The sequence below is a fragment of the Aliarcobacter skirrowii CCUG 10374 genome (assembly GCF_003544835.1).
GTDB lineage: Bacteria > Campylobacterota > Campylobacteria > Campylobacterales > Arcobacteraceae > Aliarcobacter > Aliarcobacter skirrowii.
The window spans coordinates 1,853,819-1,869,776 of sequence record NZ_CP032099.1; the positions used below are offsets into that span (position 1 = coordinate 1,853,819).

The following is a 15,958-nucleotide window of genomic DNA, read 5'->3' on the forward strand; positions in this document are numbered from 1 at the left end:
TTCATTAAATTTTAAAAGATTTTTAGTATATCATATACTATTTTAAAAAGTTAAAATGAAATTAGTGTCAATTTAATTTAAAACTATTAAGAAAACCTTACATTTTTTATGTTAGAATGCACACTTTTAGAAAATATGAAGGCAATTTAAGTGAAAAATTTAGTAATAGTGGAATCACCAGCAAAAGCAAAAACAATATCAAAATTTTTAGGTCCAGATTATGTAGTTATGGCATCTATGGGGCATGTAAGAGATCTGCCAAAATCTACTTTAGGATTTGATCCAGATGATAACTTTAAACCAAACTATCAAGTAAGTGCTGATAAAAAAAAGGTTATAGCTGATTTAAAAAAACAGATCTCAAAAGATACAACAATCTACCTAGCGGCCGATGAGGATAGAGAGGGAGAGGCTATTGCTTGGCATTTGATTCCTGCACTTAAAATTGAAAAAAATCCAATAAAAAGAATAGTTTTTCACGAAATTACAAAAGATGCAATACTTAAAGCCTTACAAAATCCAAGAGATGTGGATCAAAATCTTGTAGATGCTCAACAAGCAAGAAGAATACTAGATCGTGCTGTTGGATATGAGCTTTCACCACTATTGTGGAAAAAAGTAAGATATGGTTTAAGTGCAGGAAGAGTTCAAAGTGTAGCTGTTAAAATAATTGTAGATAGAGAGAATGAAATTAGAGCTTTTGTTCCTGAAGAGTATTGGAAAATAAAAGCAGATTTTATAAACCCTGAACTTTCAAGCGAATTAGCAAAAAAAGATGGCAAAAATATCAAAGTAAAAAATGAAAAAGAGGCAAGAGATATTGAAAACTCTTTGAATAGTGGTTCATACAAACTTGTAGATATTGAAGAGAAAGAGAGCACTAGAAATCCAGCTCCGCCATTTACAACTTCAACACTACAACAAGAAGCAAGTAGAAAAATAGGTCTTAGTGTTGCTCAAACTATGATGATAGCTCAACAGCTATATGAAGGAAATGTTGCAAATATTCCAAATCATACAGGTGGTTTAATAACTTATATGAGAACTGACTCATTAAACTTATCAACTGTTGCAACAACTGCTGCTAAAAAAGTTATTGAAGATGAGTATGGAAAAGATTACTCACTAGCAAAACCAAGAGCTTTTAAATCAACAGCAAAAGGTGCTCAAGAGGCTCACGAAGCTATAAGACCTGTTGATATGAGTCTAAAACCATCTGATGTAAAAGCATATTTAGAGCCTTCTCAATATAGACTTTATAGTTTAATTTGGAAAAGAACAATAGCTACTCAAATGGCTACTGCAAAAATTGCAAATACAACATATAAAATAGAAGCAGGAAAAAATAAAGAGTTTGAATTTCAAACAAAGGGTCAAAGAATTATTTTTGCTGGATTTATGAAAGCTTACACAGAAGGTAGTGATAATCCTGAAGCTGCACTTGATAGTGCTGAAAAAATATTACCAAATATCAAGATCGGAACAGTTTTAGAGATAGAAAATTTAAGTAGTGAACAAAACTTTACAAAACCACCTTCAAGATACACTGAAGCTAGTTTGGTTAAAAAACTTGAGAGCGAAGGAATTGGAAGACCTTCAACTTATGCTCCAACAATTTCAACTATTCAAGCGCGTGAGTATGTAGTAAAAACCGAAGATAAAAAATTAGCTCCAACACCAACAGGAGAGATTGTAAATAGTTTTTTAACTGATCACTTCTCAAATATTATTGATTTAGGATTTACAGCACGTATTGAAGAGCAGTTTGATGATATAGCAGAAGGTAAAAAAGCTTGGGTTGATGTAATGAAAAGCTTTTATGGTGATTTTAAAGAGACTATAAAAGATAAAGAGGAGAATATTAGTAAATCTGATTATTCACAAGTAAGAGAGCTTGGAATTGACCCAAAATCTGGAAAACCTGTAAGTGCAAGAGTTGGAAGATTTGGACCTTTTGTTCAAATTGGTACAAAAGATGATGAAGAGAAACCAAAATTTGTGGCAATTCCTGAAAAACTAAATATGGATACTATTACACTTGAAGAAGCACTATTTTTATTCAATCTTCCAAGAGTTGTTGGAGTTGATGATAGTGGAAATGAGATTAAAGCAAATATTGGAAGATTTGGTCCATATTTACAAGTTAAAACAAAATATTATTCACTAAAAACTGATGACCCTTATACGGTAGATGAGCAAAGGGCAAAAGAGATTATAAAAGAGATTGATGAGGCTAAAAGTAAAGCTTTAATAAAAGAGTTTGAAAAAGAGAAAATTCAAGTTTTAGATGGACAATATGGACCATATATAAAACAAGGTAGAAAGAATTTCAAAATACCAAAAACAAAAGAGGCTTCAAATCTTACTTTAGAGGAGTGTTTGGAAATAATTGAAAAAGATAGTAAGGGGGTTAAAAAACCTGCTAGAAAAACAGCTTCAAAAAGTACAACTACAAAAAAAACTACTAAGGCTAAAAAAGAGTAGATGAAAATAGCCATTGTCTCAGATAGCCACTTTAAAGTAGATTATTTAAAGAGTGCTATTGAATTTTTAAAAAAAGAAGATTGCGAGTATCTAATTCATGCAGGAGATATTTGCACAGTTGATTCTTTAGAAGTTTTGAAAAATTGTGGATTAAAATATATTTGTGTTTTTGGAAATAATGATAAAAATCTTTATGAATTTAGCAACAACTACAATATAAAAAAAGAGCCATATTATTTTAAAATAGAAGATAAAAGTTTTAAACTTATGCACCTTCCAATGCACTTAACTCCCAATACAGATATCATAATTTTTGGTCACACTCATGAATTTGATTGCCAATATATAAACAGAAAACTATTTTTAAATCCTGGTGAAATTTGTGCTAGGGAAAAAGAGTTTATAGAGTGTGCAAAACTAGAGATTAATGCAAATGAGTATATAATCACAAGATATTTTAAAAAAATAGATGAAGATAATTTTATGAAAGAAGAGTTTAGATATGAACAATAATGAAGAGATTTTTTTATGTGCTATTTGTAATGTTGAAAGCGGTACTTGCAACGAAGATTGCAAATTTTGTACACAAAGCGTAAAATATAAAGCCGATATTCAAAGATATAAACTAAAAAGTATTGAACAAATTGTAAAAGAGGCAACAGTTGCAAGAGCAAATGGAGCTGTTGGATTTTGTTTGGTTACTGCTGGAGCTGGTCTTACAGATAAAAAAACAAAATTTATTGCAGAGGCTGCAAAAGCTGTTAAAGCTGCAAATTTAGGATTAAGATTAATCGCTTGTAATGGTATTGCTACTATTGAGCAACTAAAAGAGCTAAAAGCTGCTGGGGTTGATAACTATAACCATAATTTAGAGACTTCAAGAGATTTTTATCCAACAATCTGTACAACTCACACATGGGATGAGAGATACCAAACTTGTCTAAATGTAAAAGAGGCTGGATTAAAACTTGTTTGTGGTGGAATTTTTGGAATGGGAGAGACTCAAGAAGATAGAGTATCTATGCTTGAAGCTATAAACTCACTTGATCCTATGAATGTACCTTTAAACTTCTTTCACCCAAATGAAGCCCTACCAATAGTTGAAAATTCAATTGATATTGAACAAGCTTTTGAGTTAGTAGAACTTGCTAGAAAAATGATTCCAAATGCACATAAAATAATGGTTGCTGGTGGAAGAGAGTTAATGTTTGGTGATAGACAGTATGAGATTTTTAAGCGTGGAGCAAACGCTTTTGTAATTGGAGATTATCTTACAACTGCTGGAAAAACTCCAAAAGATGATGTTGAAGCACTTGAAAAACTTGGTTTCAAAATTGCTAAACATATGCATTTAATGCCAGACGAAAAATAGAGTTTTTTAAACTTTTTCCTTTATATATTTAAATATAAGTAATAAAGGAAATCCCAATTTTTTTTTAGATATAATCGTAGCAAAAAAATTTAATTTAGGAGACCTTGTGGTATATATTGACAATATTTATGCTGATGAAGTTATGGATTCAAGAGGAAATCCAACTGTTAGAGCAACTGTAATTTTAAGTGATGGTACAAAAGCAAATGCAATAGTTCCAAGTGGTGCAAGTACAGGAAAAAGAGAAGCCCTAGAGTTAAGAGATGGGGATAATAGATTTTTAGGTAAAGGTGTTCTAAAAGCTGTTGAAAATGTAAATACAAAAATTGCAGATGAGTTAATTGGACAAAGTCCATTTAATCAAGCTGAAATTGATGCAATTATGAAAGAAATTGATGGAACAAACAACTACTCAAACCTTGGAGCAAATGCTGTTTTAGGTGTTTCTATGGCAGTAGCACGAGCAGCTGCAACTTCACTTAATATGCCACTTTATAGATACCTTGGTGGAGCAAATGCTATGACTATGCCTGTTCCTATGTTTAATATTATAAATGGTGGAGAGCATGCAAATAACTCTGTAGATTTCCAAGAGTATATGATTATGCCAACAGGTTTTGAAAACTTCAATGAAGGTTTAAGAGCAGTTGCTGAGATTTATCAACACCTTAAAAAAATTATTGATGCAATGGGTGAAAGTACAGCAGTTGGTGATGAGGGTGGATTTGCTCCAAATTTAAAATCAAATGAAGAACCAATTTCTGTTATTATGAGTGCAATTGAAAAAGCTGGATATAAAGCTGGAGAGCAAATATCTATTGCTCTTGATGTTGCAGCTAGTGAGTTAATTGATGAGAAAACAAAAAAATATGTTTTAAAAGGTGAAAATAGAGAATTAACTTCAGCACAGCTTGTTGATTATTATGCTGATTTATGCTCTAAATATCCAATTGTTTCAATTGAAGATGGTTTAAGTGAAGATGATTGGGATGGATGGAAAATCCTAACTGAAAAACTTGGAAACAAAGTTCAATTAGTTGGAGATGATCTATTTGTTACAAATGCAGCTATTGTTGCTGAAGGTATTAAAAAACAGATTGCAAATGCAGTGTTAATTAAGCCAAACCAAATTGGAAGTGTAAGTGAAACTATGCAAACAATCAGACTTGCTCAAAGAAATAACTACAATTGTATTATGAGTCATAGAAGTGGAGAGAGTGAAGATGCATTTATTGCTGATTTTGCTGTTGCATTAAACTGTGGACAAATTAAAACAGGAAGCACAGCAAGAAGTGATAGAATTGCAAAATACAATAGACTTCTTGAAATTGGTTCAGAGATTGCTTATAGTGAATATTTAGGGAAACAACCTTTCTCTAAAAAATAATGAAAAAACTAAGTGAGAAAGCAAGATTTATAGTTTTTGCCACATTTTTGGCACTATTTACAATATTTCTTGCATATCACTTTGCAAATCTTCTTTTAGTTGGAGATAATTCTCTTAAAGTTTATAATTCATTAAAGTATAAAAAAGTATACTTAGAGAGTGAAAATTTACGCCTACAACAAGAAAATGCTAGATTACAAAAAGAGTATTTTGAACTTAAAAACTTGGAGCCAGAAGAATGAAAAAATTACCTAAAATTTTGTTATTAGCTGTTTTAACAATCTCATTAGAAGCTAGGGAAAACCCTTTTTCAAATTATAATGAAAATGTTGATAATAGTTTAGAGATTAAAGAGTCTATTCAAGAAGAGATGTATATTCAAAAAATCCAAAAAGAGATTGATGAAAAAACTTCACCAAAAGAGAAAGTAGCACCAGTTGTAAAAAAACCTGAAGAGAAAGTTGTTACTAAAAAAGAGCTTGATGCAATAATTTCAAAAACAAACAAACAAAATGAACAAAAAGCTAAAGAGCTTGAAAATATTAAAAAAGAGCTTGAAAATATTAAAAAAGAGCCAGAACAAGTTGTTTTTGTAAAACCTAGAGCAGATATACTTAGTGAAGATGAAACTACTCAAGAGAGTGTTAGAACTTTTAGTATTGAAAAAACTGTTTTACCTTTTTTAAAGATATCAATTGCTGATAATAAACTTCATATTATGACTGATTATAAGGTTACAAAAAAGTTTAACCTTGATAAAGAGAATAAAATTGTATTTGATTTCAAAGCAAAAACTGACTTTGCAACACAAAGAGAGACTTTTTTGGATACAAATTTCAAAAGCTTAACAGTAGGAAATCATAAAAATGCAGGTTTCTTTAGAGTTGCTGTAGAACTTAGCGATAATCCATCTAAATACAATGTAGATGTAACTACGGGAAATATTACAATCTCTTTAAAGTAGATAGATAAAACTATCTACTTTTGTTTTAAAAACATTGTGAGATTCAGAATAATTTGATAATAGATTTTTCATACTATAAGTCCCTTTTTTTAAATGATTTTATAATAGTTTTTATTAAAATCAATTTTATATGTGTACAATAAAAATTGATAATATTAACAATCAGTGAGTCATAATAGATATTATAGGATCTACAAGCATATAATTAATATTGCATGTCTAAATGAACTAAAAAATTTAAATTAAAATTTCTTATCAGCAAGAAAACCTATGCACTATGAAGCCTTGTCTACTCTTTCTTTTAAAACTCCCATAATCTCTTTTGCCAAATGAAAAGCTAGAGTTGGAGGAACGGCATTTCCAACCATTTTGTACCCAGCACTTAGATTTTTGTAACAAAACTTATGATTATCAGGAAAAGATTGCACTCTTGCACACTCTCTAATACTTAATCTTCTGTATAAATGTTCACATCCACTTATAAAGGCTTGCTTATCTTTTCCAATTTTTTCCATTTTTGGAGCTTGTGGATGAAGAGGTGCATGTCTTCCACCTGCTTGAATTGTAAATGATTGTTCATCCCAACTTCTAACACGATTTCTAGACATATACATAGAAGAAAATCCACCCAACATATATTCATGATTCAGAACTTCACAAGAGTTTAAAGTATAGTTTTTTTCATCAGGCAATGAAACATTATCTTTTAAATCCCAAATTACATCTTTGAGTGTTTTTTTATGATGAATTTTTTTAGGAAATTTAAAAGTAATATCTAAATCATTTCTAAATCCTATAAAAAATACTCTTTCTCTATCTTGAGCAACTCCAAAATCAGAAGCATTTAAAAGTTTGAAAGATAAGTTATAACCACTATCTTTAAAATGATTTTTGATATTTTCTAAAGCATCACTATGTCTTGAAGCCAACATCCCTGATACATTTTCAGCTAAGAAAAATAGAGGTTTTTTATCTCTTAAAACTCGAATAAATTCAAAAAACAGTTGTCCTCTTTTGTCATTTATTCCTCTTAAACTTCCTGCTTCACTCCAACTTTGACATGGAGGTCCACCAATAAGTCCAATAGCATCAGGAATTTCACTTGATGGAATATTTACAATACTTCTTCTATCAAGTTTTGTATCTGAAAAATTTGTTTCAAATGTTTCCCAAATTTCTTTATCATATTCATTTGCCCAAATAGTATTAAATCCTGCTTGATGAAAACCTAAGTCTAAACCACCAGCACCTGAGAATAGAGATATTATGTTCATTATTGAACCCAATCTTTGAAATTATTATATCCATCATCAGCATTCCATTTATAAACTTGAAAAAAGTTTGATAAAGTTAAAACTTTTTGAAGTTCTAATGTATGATTAATGTTTATTTTAGAACTACCATCAATTTCATTATAGTAGTACCATTTTCCATCTTCTTTTTTTTCAATCAAATGATAAGAATTGTTATTTTCAGCATAAACACCAACATAATCTAATGGATTTTTACCTAAATCTTTAGTTTTTTGATCTTTACATTTTATACCATTTATATGAACACCAAAAATATGATTACCTTTTTTTACACTTTTCAATAACTCATATCTAACCCAAGGTCTTTGATAAGTTTCACTACCAATTAGAACACAAGTATTTGATGTATTATTTAACCCATTATTAATAAGTTTCTTTAAAGCAACTTTTCCTTCTTTTTTCGCTTTTTCCCACATAGAAGAATCATAATATCCTGCTTCTTGAGCATTTAATTTAAATTGTCCATGATTTCTTACAACATTAGCTCTAAAATCAATAACATCCTGATAGTGGAAACTAAAAAATACTTTTTTTGCCATTTTAGTTTCCTCCTTGAGATAATTTTATACATTTTAGTAATAATTCAAAATAATTGAAATAAATAATAATAAAATAAATAGATAACATTATTAGAATACTTCCATAAAAAGGCAATGTACTAATAGAAAACATAATTTGCAAAACAGATTGAACTTTATCTTTAAATCTAACTGGATTCATATTGAAAAGATTATCATCTTTAGTTAATCTATAGCTAATAACCCAATCATGTACTTTTCTAAATAATCGTTCTTGTTGTAAATAATATGAGTCTAAAAACCAAAAAGCAATTAATGGAATAAAAGCTATAAAAATATGATTATTATTACCTTTGAAAAGTAATGTGGCAACAATAAGAGTTATTGTCCATGTTTTAACATTGAAAGAATTTCCTGCCATTCTCTTAATAATATCTTGTACAATTTTAACTTCTTCTATTAAAATCTTTTCTCTATCTAGTTTTTTATTATTTTCTGACATATGGTTTTTCTCCTGTTATCCAACTATTTAATAATACATATTTATCTTGATTCTCTCTAACCCATAATCTCATTTCATTTAATTGATTTTTTTCTTTATCAATATAATAATATAGTCCTAAATATTCTTCACCTTTAAAATTATCATTAAAATTATTACCATATTTTTTTAAAGGTAAAATACCTACCATCTTATCTTTTATTCCATCAAAATATCCAAGTTCCCAAGGCATCCATCTTGATTTTTGTGAATTATCTGATGTTGCATATATTAAACATTTAGATTGTTTCATTCTTGTTTGTAAAACTTCAGCTGTTTTTTTATTTATTTCATCTCTACTTAAGAGTTTATCTGTAATCCAATCTACATAAACACTAAAACCATAACTTTCCAATTCATTTTTTAATGCGGGAATAATTTCTCTATCAGCATAGCTATGAGATAAAAATATATCAAATGAATCTTGACTAATAGAATTTATATTAATACTACTTGATTCTGATAATAAACCCATTCTAAGCGAATTATCATATGATTTAGAATTATATAAATAATTCGTTTTTTGTTTTAATTCTTCATAACTGAATAATGCCATTTCATGTCCTTTCTATTTTTTATTATATTTTAAACATCAAAAACTTCCCATCCATCAACTGAACAGGATTATTTGGATTTTTGATTCTTACATCACTTACACTCACATTTGGATTATTCAGATTTTCTATTATCTGTTTATCTTCCGAAGGCATTGATTCATATTTGTCTTTTTTCATAAGACAAATAAGTTGAAAAGATTTTGTTTCATCATAACTATAAAGATAATTAAATATTTTTGTAGGATTCTCAATATGCCACATTCCTCGAATTCTAAGGTCTGTAATTCCAAGTGGATCAACTTTTTTTACTTTTCCAAGCTCGTTTGTCTCTGTAAATTCTACATTTGGAATAGATGTAATACCTGTTGAAATAGTGTCTTTTATTCTTTCATACACTTCTTTATCCGCAGAAAAACAATCACCATATACAAACCATAAAGATTTTAAACTGTTTGTATTTTTTGGAACATTGCCTATCACATAAAGCATATCTTTTATAATCCAATTTGGCTCACAATATCTACAAGCAGTTGTAATCATAGAACTATTTGAAAAAAGTTTTGCTTTTGGATATGAACTATTTAGTGCTATTGCTGTGTTGTGAGATTCAAGTTTTTTTATTTCTATTGCATCACTATTACGTAATATCAAATCAGGTGGATTATTTTTATTCCCACTATAAGAATAAGTTTGTGAAAAAGCAACAAGTCTTGTTGTTTCATTTGTTACATTTATAGTTCCTGCAAAAATATCTTTGATAAACTCTTCAAGTCCAGCTCCCATATTGTTTGCTCGATTATTGCCATTTGTTAGAGTTGAAACATTGCTTTGATAACTATTTATTGTGTTGATAAATGCTTTTAAAATATTACTCATAATTTTCCCTATTTTTTTAGATTATACCCTAAATAAAATTACAATATAAAAAATATTATGAAGTGTAATTTATGTTAGGAGAAACTAAAGCATATAGGATTAATTCATTTATAAAAAGTATTTATTATATTAATATTATATGATTTTTCTAATTTCTTTTGTATTAATTTCATACAACTTATTTATTCCATTATGCAATTGTTTTTTTGTCTCTAACAACTCTATAATACGCTCTACATACAAAGGAATACCATGATTACTCCAACCATAAATTGTAGGTTTTGAAATCCCAGAATATCTAGAGAATCTCGATATATTCATATCTATGCAGCTTATTTTCTCTTTGAATTGTTCTAAATTCAAAGTCGATTTCTTTGACTTTGTTCTAGTCTTTCCATAAATATTATTTTCATTTTTTCTATTATTTTTTTCATTCATATTTAAACCTTTATTAAGTAAAAGTATATTAAAATAATACAACTTATAAAAACATTAAGGAATTTTTATGAAAAGTATCAAAGCAATCGATTTCTTCAGTGGAGCGGGAGGTCTAACTAGTGGGCTTAAAATGGCAGGTATAGATGTATTTGCTGGTGTTGATTTTGAACCATCTTGTAAAGAAACTTATGAAAAAAATAATAATGCAATGTTTATTAATAAGAGTATTGTTGATATTTCTATAAAAGAAATAAAGGAACTTTTCAAAAGAAATACCACAAAAAATGATTTTACAATGTTAGCTGGATGTGCACCTTGCCAACCATATAGTATGATTAACACTAGAAAGAAACAAGATGATGAAAGAAAAACACTCCTTGATGAATTTAGAAAAATTATTAATGGGGTTAAGCCTCATTTTGTACTTATGGAAAATGTAAGCAGGCTAAATGAAGAAAATCCATACTTTTCAAAATTTATTGATATGCTTGAAAAAAATAATTACAAGTATGAATATAAAGTATTAAATGCAAAAGATTTTGGAGTTGCACAAAATAGAAAAAGACTATTTTTGATAGCTACAAGAATAAAAAAACTAAATTTATCATTTGATAATATTCAGAAAAAAGCACCTATTTATTTAAAAGATGTAATCTCTCACTTAGAGCCAATACAACACAATAATTCATCTAAAAGAGATATTTTACATAGGGCAAAAGAACTAAATGAAATCAATCTTAAAAGAATAAAAGCTACGCCATTAAATGGTGGATTAAGGTCTGCTTGGAATGAAGATTTAAGATTACCTTGTCATAAAGCTAAAGAAGTATTCCCTGATAACTATGGAAGATTAGCTTGGGATAAATTGAGTTCAACAATTACAACAAAATTTAATCAATACTATAGTGGGAGATTTGGTCATCCAGAACAAGATAGAGCTTTATCCTTAAGAGAAGGTGCTTTAATTCAAACTTTTCCGAAAGATTATCAATTCTTCGGAACAGATTACCAGATAGCTAGGCAAATCGGTAATGCAGTTCCTGTTAATTTATCAAGAGCAGTTGGTGAAGTTATTATTTCTTCAATTGCCTAATCCTATATCTTGGATAAATTAATTTGTATAAAATAATTTATCCATCTCTAAAAATAAATCTACAACTACCAAAAATCTTTTTGAATTCTCTTTAGATATTGTTTCATTATAACATTTTCTATCAGTAGTATGAAATGTTGCATTCCGTATAGCAACAATTGATTTTCCTAATTCTCTTATAGATCCTTTTATATTTCTTTGAGTATCAGGATTTTGAGAATTTGCCAATTGACTTAATTTAGCATACTTATTATTCTCACCATAAATTTCATTAAAAGCAGTTTCTCCATCTTTCCCTTTATAGTTATATTTTTTACATATATAATCTAACAAAGTATCATAAGAAGTAGAAATATTATCTTTTGCATCATTTTTAAATATTTGATCTGATTTTAAAATATATGTTGGAGTTATTGCTTGAGCAATCCATTTAAAATTTTTAACTTTTGAACTATCAACAGATGAATCTTTTATACTATTCTTAATTTTAATATCCAATAGTGATATAAGTTCTTTTTTTATTTCTTCATTAGAAACAGAATCTATTATACTTTTTATACTTTTAAAATCTTCACTATTCTTATATTTATCAATAGCAGTATCTTTTTTTTCTTTTTCATCTTGATCATATAAATTTGCATAAGATTTTAGAATTTTATTAATAATATCAAATAATTTTTCTGTTGTTTTTGTAGATTTGAGTGCAGTTCTATCAGTTCCTATATTATCTTGTTTCTCATCATCTATAAAATCTACATGAAGTTCACCATACAAATAAGCATATCCATAACTATTAGATGGATTTATATTTAAATATGTTGCTTCTTGACAAAGTTTACCTCTTGCAAATAATACTATTCCTTTATTTTCTTTTATAGTAACAGTTTTTTCTCTAGCAATTATAATCCCTTTAATTTTATTATTTTTAACATATTCAATATCTTCATTATGGGTAAGAAATTTATCGATATCATTTGGAATTAAATAATTTAATTTATTGCCAGCTCCTTTAATAACTTCATTATCTCTGAAAGCTTTATCTATTGTGTAATTCCCAAATTTAATAATAAATTTATCTTTATCTTTTTCTTCTCCATACATTATATTTAATCTCTTGGCAATAGATGAAGCTATATCCTTATCCGCAGGAATATTTTGCGTATTTTCAATTAAAAATACTTTTGTTCCATTTTTTTCTTTTGTAGATACTGCTTTATCATCAATTACTGCATCATAAAAGAAATCGCCATCTTTGGTATATCCAGTATCAATTTTTAATGTACTTTTTAATCCATCTTGGACTGTTTCTATTCTAAATTTTTTAAATAACCCAAAACATGCTAACTTTCCAAAACCTTTTCTCCCTGTCACTAATCTACCTAACTTTGTTCTAGTAGATGTATCTTTTCTTCTATTTAAGCCTACATTCATATAAATATTTTTAAGAGTGTCTAGCGACATACCATAACCATCATCATCAATTATAATTTGTCCGCGACTTTTATCTACATTAATATTCACAATAGTGGCATCTGCATCATAAGAATTGGTAATATACTCAATTAATACCCCAAAAATATTTTTATATAAATCCTCACCTAATTGAATAACTGCGTTAGCACCTACATTAAATTCTACTTTCCCCATATTATATTTCCTTAATCTTTTAAACTAATTATTTTTAATTAATCTAAGTTATCTTAACCACTACTATATGTTATTAAAAGTTAATTTGTGATTAAATTTATATAAATAAAAGATAATTAATATTATTAATATATAAATTAATAATACGAAGAAAAATTTCATAATATACTAAGTTAATCTATATATAATAAAATAATTAAATTATTTGGAAAATCTATGGAAAATTCAGAAATAAAATTTTCTCAGCGTAAAATTAAAAAGAACTATCGTTCTATAACTGGACATTTTCCAAGTATTAAAAATAATACTTCAATAGGTTTTGAATCAAAACTTGAAAAAGCTCATTTTTTATCTCTAGAATTTGATAATGAAGTAATCTCATATCAAGAACAGCCTCAAATAGAGATATGTATCAATGGTAAAAATAAAATTTATAGTGCAGATTGTTATATCAAAAGAGCTAAAAACTCAAATAAAAAAGATAGTATTGTAGAAATTAAGTATACAAATGAAATAGAAAAAAGAAAAGATTACTTCGAAAAAAAATTTGAAGCTGCAAAAACTTCAGTAAATAAATTGAATCTTGATTTTGAAGTTTATACTGAAAAAATACATAGTGAAATATATTTAGATAATTTGGATTTTTTATATAGATACAAATTGCAATCTATTGAAAATAAATATGAAGATCAGATATTAAAGATACTTAATAAAAATAATAAAATATCTGCTTTTGACTTGGCAAACTTAATATCAAAAAACCCTATAGAATACGGACTTATTTCAAATTGTATTTGGGATTTGGTATGCAAAGAAAAACTAAAAACTAATTTAGAGTTATCAAAAATTACTATGAATTCATTAGTGGAGCTATCTTATGAGTAATATAATTAAATTTGAAATTGATTCAAAAATATTTTATAAAGACTTAGAATATATCATTAAAGGTTATCCTTCTTTTAATGAAGTTTTACTCAAAAGAGATACTTCTCCATTTAATGAAAAAATCGTTAAAGTCCATGAACTAATAGTAGAGCCAAAAAATATAAAAGAAAATAAAAAAACATTAGTTGATCTAAGTGAAAAAGATTTTAATAAAGCAAACGAAAGATTTGAAATTATAAAATCTTTAATAGATAAAAAAGACCGAAGTGCAAATGATGTTTTAAAAATTGCCAAAAAATATAAAAAAGGTATTGCAACTATTTATAGATGGCTGAACACTTATGAGCAATATAGAAGTATTAGTTCTTTATCATCAAAAAGAGAATTTTGTGGAGCAAAAGGGAAAAGTAGATTAGATGAATCGGTTGATACTGTAATCAATGATGTTATTGAAGAATATTATTTAAATAAACAACAATATCCATTGCAAATGATTTATGATGAAATAGTATATAAATGTAGAAATTTAAATATAAAAGCGCCTACTAAAAATACTCTACGAAACAGAATTAATAGCCTGCATCCAAAAATAATTGCTAAAAATAGAAAAGGTATAAAGATTAATGAAACAAGAGGAATGCCTAGCAATTTTCCTGAAGTAAAAATGCCTTTAGATATTATTCAAATAGATCATACTAAAGTTGATGTTATTTTAGTTGATGATGAAACAAGAAAACCAATTGGAAGACCATTTATTACAGTTGCTATTGATGTTTATAGTAGAATGATTTTTGGTTTTTATATATCTTTAGAAGCACCAAGTTATTTTAGTGTTGGACAATGTTTATTAAATGCAATTTTACCAAAAGATGATTTCATTAAAAAGTATGGAATTAAAGGAGAATGGCCAGTCTATGGATTACCAAAAAAAGTTCATATGGATAATGCTAAGGAATTTAGAAGTATAAGTTTACAAAACTTTTGTAAAGAATATAGAATCGAGGATATTTATAGACCAGTAGCAAGACCTGAATTTGGTGGAGCAATAGAAAGAGTTATTGGTACATGTATGAAAAAAGTTCATACATTACCAGGAAGTACTTTTTCAAATATTTTTGAAAAAGGCAATTATGATTCTGATGGTAATGCTGTTATGACAATAGATAATTTAGAAAAATGGTATCTAGATTTTGTAATAAATGTTTATCATAAAACAGAACATAGCTCTTTAGGAATGACTCCTGAAGAAAAATTTTATCAAGGTTTATATGGAGTTGGCGAAGACAAATCTATTCCATTTCTACCTGTAACTGTTGCAAATACTTTAAAACTTAGAATGGCTTTACTTCCTGGAATAAATAGAACTGTTCAAAAAAATGGAATTACAATTGATTATATTACTTATCTTAGTGAAACGCTTAGAAAATATATAATTCCAACTCAATATAAAAAATTAAAACCTGAATTGGGAAAAACTGTCATTTGCAGACGGGATCCAAGAGACATTAGTAAAATTTATATTTATGATGAAGATATACAAGATTATATAACTGTTCCATATGCTGATATAAGAAAACCTAAAATGAATTTATCAGAATTAAGAGCTGCTATTGCCGAAGCTAGAAAAAAAGTATCTGGAAGAGAGTTAGAACAGCATGATATTTTTGAAGCGCATGAAAGATTACACTCTTATGTTGCACAAGCAAAAGAAGAGAAAAAATTAGTAAGAAGAAAAGATAGTTCTAAAAAACATCAAGAAAAAACTTTAAAAAATGACCAAGATAGAATCGATTACAAAGAAAATCAACCACTATCAAAAATTTACAACAATACAAATGATGAAGATGACTCAGATATTGAAATATATCCTATAGGCTAAATTT

The 15,958-nt window shown here is 27.7% G+C and carries 16 protein-coding genes; 9 read left to right on the forward strand and 7 right to left on the reverse strand.

Going from position 1 to position 15,958, the window contains the following annotated elements:
* Positions 1-150 precede the first annotated feature (150 nt).
* The 6 genes from topA (at position 151) to ASKIR_RS09680 (ending at position 6,207) form a co-directional block, all read left to right on the forward strand.
* Complete coding sequence (topA, locus tag ASKIR_RS09655) at positions 151-2,484, forward strand: type I DNA topoisomerase (protein ID WP_066350447.1); 2,334 nt, start codon at positions 151-153, stop codon at positions 2,482-2,484.
* Positions 2,485-2,997 carry a metallophosphoesterase family protein gene (locus ASKIR_RS09660; RefSeq protein WP_066350448.1) on the forward strand — a complete coding sequence of 171 codons (513 nt, stop codon included), beginning with the start codon at positions 2,485-2,487 and terminating at the stop codon, positions 2,995-2,997. It abuts the gene before it with no gap.
* Entirely contained in the window at positions 2,987-3,856 is an 870-nt protein-coding gene (locus ASKIR_RS09665) for a biotin synthase (RefSeq protein ID WP_066350449.1), read from the forward strand. Before ASKIR_RS09660 ends, ASKIR_RS09665 begins: the two co-directional genes overlap by 11 nt.
* Before the next feature lie 106 nt (positions 3,857-3,962).
* On the forward strand, positions 3,963-5,243 hold the full coding sequence (gene eno / locus ASKIR_RS09670; protein WP_066162228.1) for a phosphopyruvate hydratase: 1,281 nt from the start codon (positions 3,963-3,965) through the stop codon (positions 5,241-5,243).
* Positions 5,243-5,485, forward strand: coding sequence for an FtsB family cell division protein (locus tag ASKIR_RS09675; protein WP_066162230.1), 243 nt, complete (start codon positions 5,243-5,245; stop codon positions 5,483-5,485). The genes eno and ASKIR_RS09675 overlap by 1 nt, the downstream gene beginning before the upstream one ends.
* Positions 5,482-6,207: an AMIN domain-containing protein gene (locus ASKIR_RS09680; protein WP_066350450.1), complete on the forward strand. Its 726-nt coding sequence runs from the start codon at positions 5,482-5,484 to the stop codon at positions 6,205-6,207. The genes ASKIR_RS09675 and ASKIR_RS09680 overlap by 4 nt, the downstream gene beginning before the upstream one ends.
* Positions 6,208-6,482: 275 nt before the next feature.
* Here ASKIR_RS09680 and ASKIR_RS09685 read toward each other — a convergent pair whose 3' ends face one another.
* The 6 genes from ASKIR_RS09685 to ASKIR_RS09710 form a co-directional block, all read right to left on the reverse strand.
* The gene (locus tag ASKIR_RS09685; RefSeq protein WP_115588079.1) at positions 6,483-7,481 is read right to left on the reverse strand and encodes a DNA cytosine methyltransferase; all 999 of its coding nucleotides are present in this window, start codon (positions 7,479-7,481) and stop codon (positions 6,483-6,485) included.
* Positions 7,481-8,059 (reverse strand): TIR domain-containing protein, encoded by a 579-nt coding sequence (locus tag ASKIR_RS09690; RefSeq protein WP_115588078.1) that lies wholly within the window; start codon positions 8,057-8,059, stop codon positions 7,481-7,483. Before ASKIR_RS09690 ends, ASKIR_RS09685 begins: the two co-directional genes overlap by 1 nt.
* Before the next feature lies 1 nt (position 8,060).
* Positions 8,061-8,540 carry a hypothetical protein gene (locus ASKIR_RS09695; RefSeq protein ID WP_115588077.1) on the reverse strand — a complete coding sequence of 160 codons (480 nt, stop codon included), beginning with the start codon at positions 8,538-8,540 and terminating at the stop codon, positions 8,061-8,063.
* A complete protein-coding gene (locus tag ASKIR_RS09700) occupies positions 8,527-9,135 on the reverse strand; it encodes a toll/interleukin-1 receptor domain-containing protein (protein WP_115588076.1) in 609 nt (202 codons plus the stop codon). Before ASKIR_RS09700 ends, ASKIR_RS09695 begins: the two co-directional genes overlap by 14 nt.
* 22 nt (positions 9,136-9,157) lie before the next feature.
* Positions 9,158-10,012 (reverse strand): NgoPII family restriction endonuclease, encoded by an 855-nt coding sequence (locus ASKIR_RS09705; RefSeq protein WP_115588075.1) that lies wholly within the window; start codon positions 10,010-10,012, stop codon positions 9,158-9,160.
* Between the two features lie 135 nt (positions 10,013-10,147).
* On the reverse strand, positions 10,148-10,450 hold the full coding sequence (locus ASKIR_RS09710; protein ID WP_115588074.1) for a hypothetical protein: 303 nt from the start codon (positions 10,448-10,450) through the stop codon (positions 10,148-10,150).
* Between the two features lie 67 nt (positions 10,451-10,517).
* Between ASKIR_RS09710 and ASKIR_RS09715 the strand changes: the two genes are divergently transcribed.
* Entirely contained in the window at positions 10,518-11,543 is a 1,026-nt protein-coding gene (locus ASKIR_RS09715; protein ID WP_115588073.1) for a DNA cytosine methyltransferase, read from the forward strand.
* Positions 11,544-11,561: 18 nt separating this feature from the next.
* On the opposite strand, the gene ASKIR_RS09720 is transcribed toward ASKIR_RS09715, so the two are convergent.
* Positions 11,562-13,190, reverse strand: a complete 1,629-nt coding sequence (locus tag ASKIR_RS09720; RefSeq protein WP_115588072.1) for an ATP-binding protein — start codon at positions 13,188-13,190, stop codon at positions 11,562-11,564.
* A 216-nt stretch (positions 13,191-13,406) separates the two neighbouring features.
* Here ASKIR_RS09720 and ASKIR_RS09725 point away from each other — a divergent pair, with 216 nt between their 5' ends.
* Both ASKIR_RS09725 and ASKIR_RS09730 read left to right on the forward strand, forming a co-directional pair.
* Positions 13,407-14,075, forward strand: coding sequence for a TnsA endonuclease N-terminal domain-containing protein (locus tag ASKIR_RS09725; protein WP_115588071.1), 669 nt, complete (start codon positions 13,407-13,409; stop codon positions 14,073-14,075).
* Positions 14,068-15,954 (forward strand): Mu transposase C-terminal domain-containing protein, encoded by a 1,887-nt coding sequence (locus ASKIR_RS09730; protein WP_115588070.1) that lies wholly within the window; start codon positions 14,068-14,070, stop codon positions 15,952-15,954. The genes ASKIR_RS09725 and ASKIR_RS09730 overlap by 8 nt, the downstream gene beginning before the upstream one ends.
* Positions 15,955-15,958 lie beyond the last annotated feature (4 nt).

Coding starts and splice junctions, on each gene's coding strand:
- ASKIR_RS09660 (WP_066350448.1), top strand. CDS start 2,485: ATGAAAATAGCCATTGTCTCAGATAGCCACTTTAAAGTAGATTATTTA.
- ASKIR_RS09665 (WP_066350449.1), top strand. CDS start 2,987: ATGAACAATAATGAAGAGATTTTTTTATGTGCTATTTGTAATGTTGAA.
- ASKIR_RS09675 (WP_066162230.1), top strand. CDS start 5,243: ATGAAAAAACTAAGTGAGAAAGCAAGATTTATAGTTTTTGCCACATTT.
- ASKIR_RS09680 (WP_066350450.1), top strand. CDS start 5,482: ATGAAAAAATTACCTAAAATTTTGTTATTAGCTGTTTTAACAATCTCA.
- ASKIR_RS09685 (WP_115588079.1), bottom strand. CDS start 7,481: ATGAACATAATATCTCTATTCTCAGGTGCTGGTGGTTTAGACTTAGGT.
- ASKIR_RS09690 (WP_115588078.1), bottom strand. CDS start 8,059: ATGGCAAAAAAAGTATTTTTTAGTTTCCACTATCAGGATGTTATTGAT.
- ASKIR_RS09695 (WP_115588077.1), bottom strand. CDS start 8,540: ATGTCAGAAAATAATAAAAAACTAGATAGAGAAAAGATTTTAATAGAA.
- ASKIR_RS09700 (WP_115588076.1), bottom strand. CDS start 9,135: ATGGCATTATTCAGTTATGAAGAATTAAAACAAAAAACGAATTATTTA.
- ASKIR_RS09705 (WP_115588075.1), bottom strand. CDS start 10,012: ATGAGTAATATTTTAAAAGCATTTATCAACACAATAAATAGTTATCAA.
- ASKIR_RS09710 (WP_115588074.1), bottom strand. CDS start 10,450: ATGAATGAAAAAAATAATAGAAAAAATGAAAATAATATTTATGGAAAG.
- ASKIR_RS09715 (WP_115588073.1), top strand. CDS start 10,518: ATGAAAAGTATCAAAGCAATCGATTTCTTCAGTGGAGCGGGAGGTCTA.
- ASKIR_RS09720 (WP_115588072.1), bottom strand. CDS start 13,190: ATGGGGAAAGTAGAATTTAATGTAGGTGCTAACGCAGTTATTCAATTA.
- ASKIR_RS09725 (WP_115588071.1), top strand. CDS start 13,407: ATGGAAAATTCAGAAATAAAATTTTCTCAGCGTAAAATTAAAAAGAAC.
- ASKIR_RS09730 (WP_115588070.1), top strand. CDS start 14,068: ATGAGTAATATAATTAAATTTGAAATTGATTCAAAAATATTTTATAAA.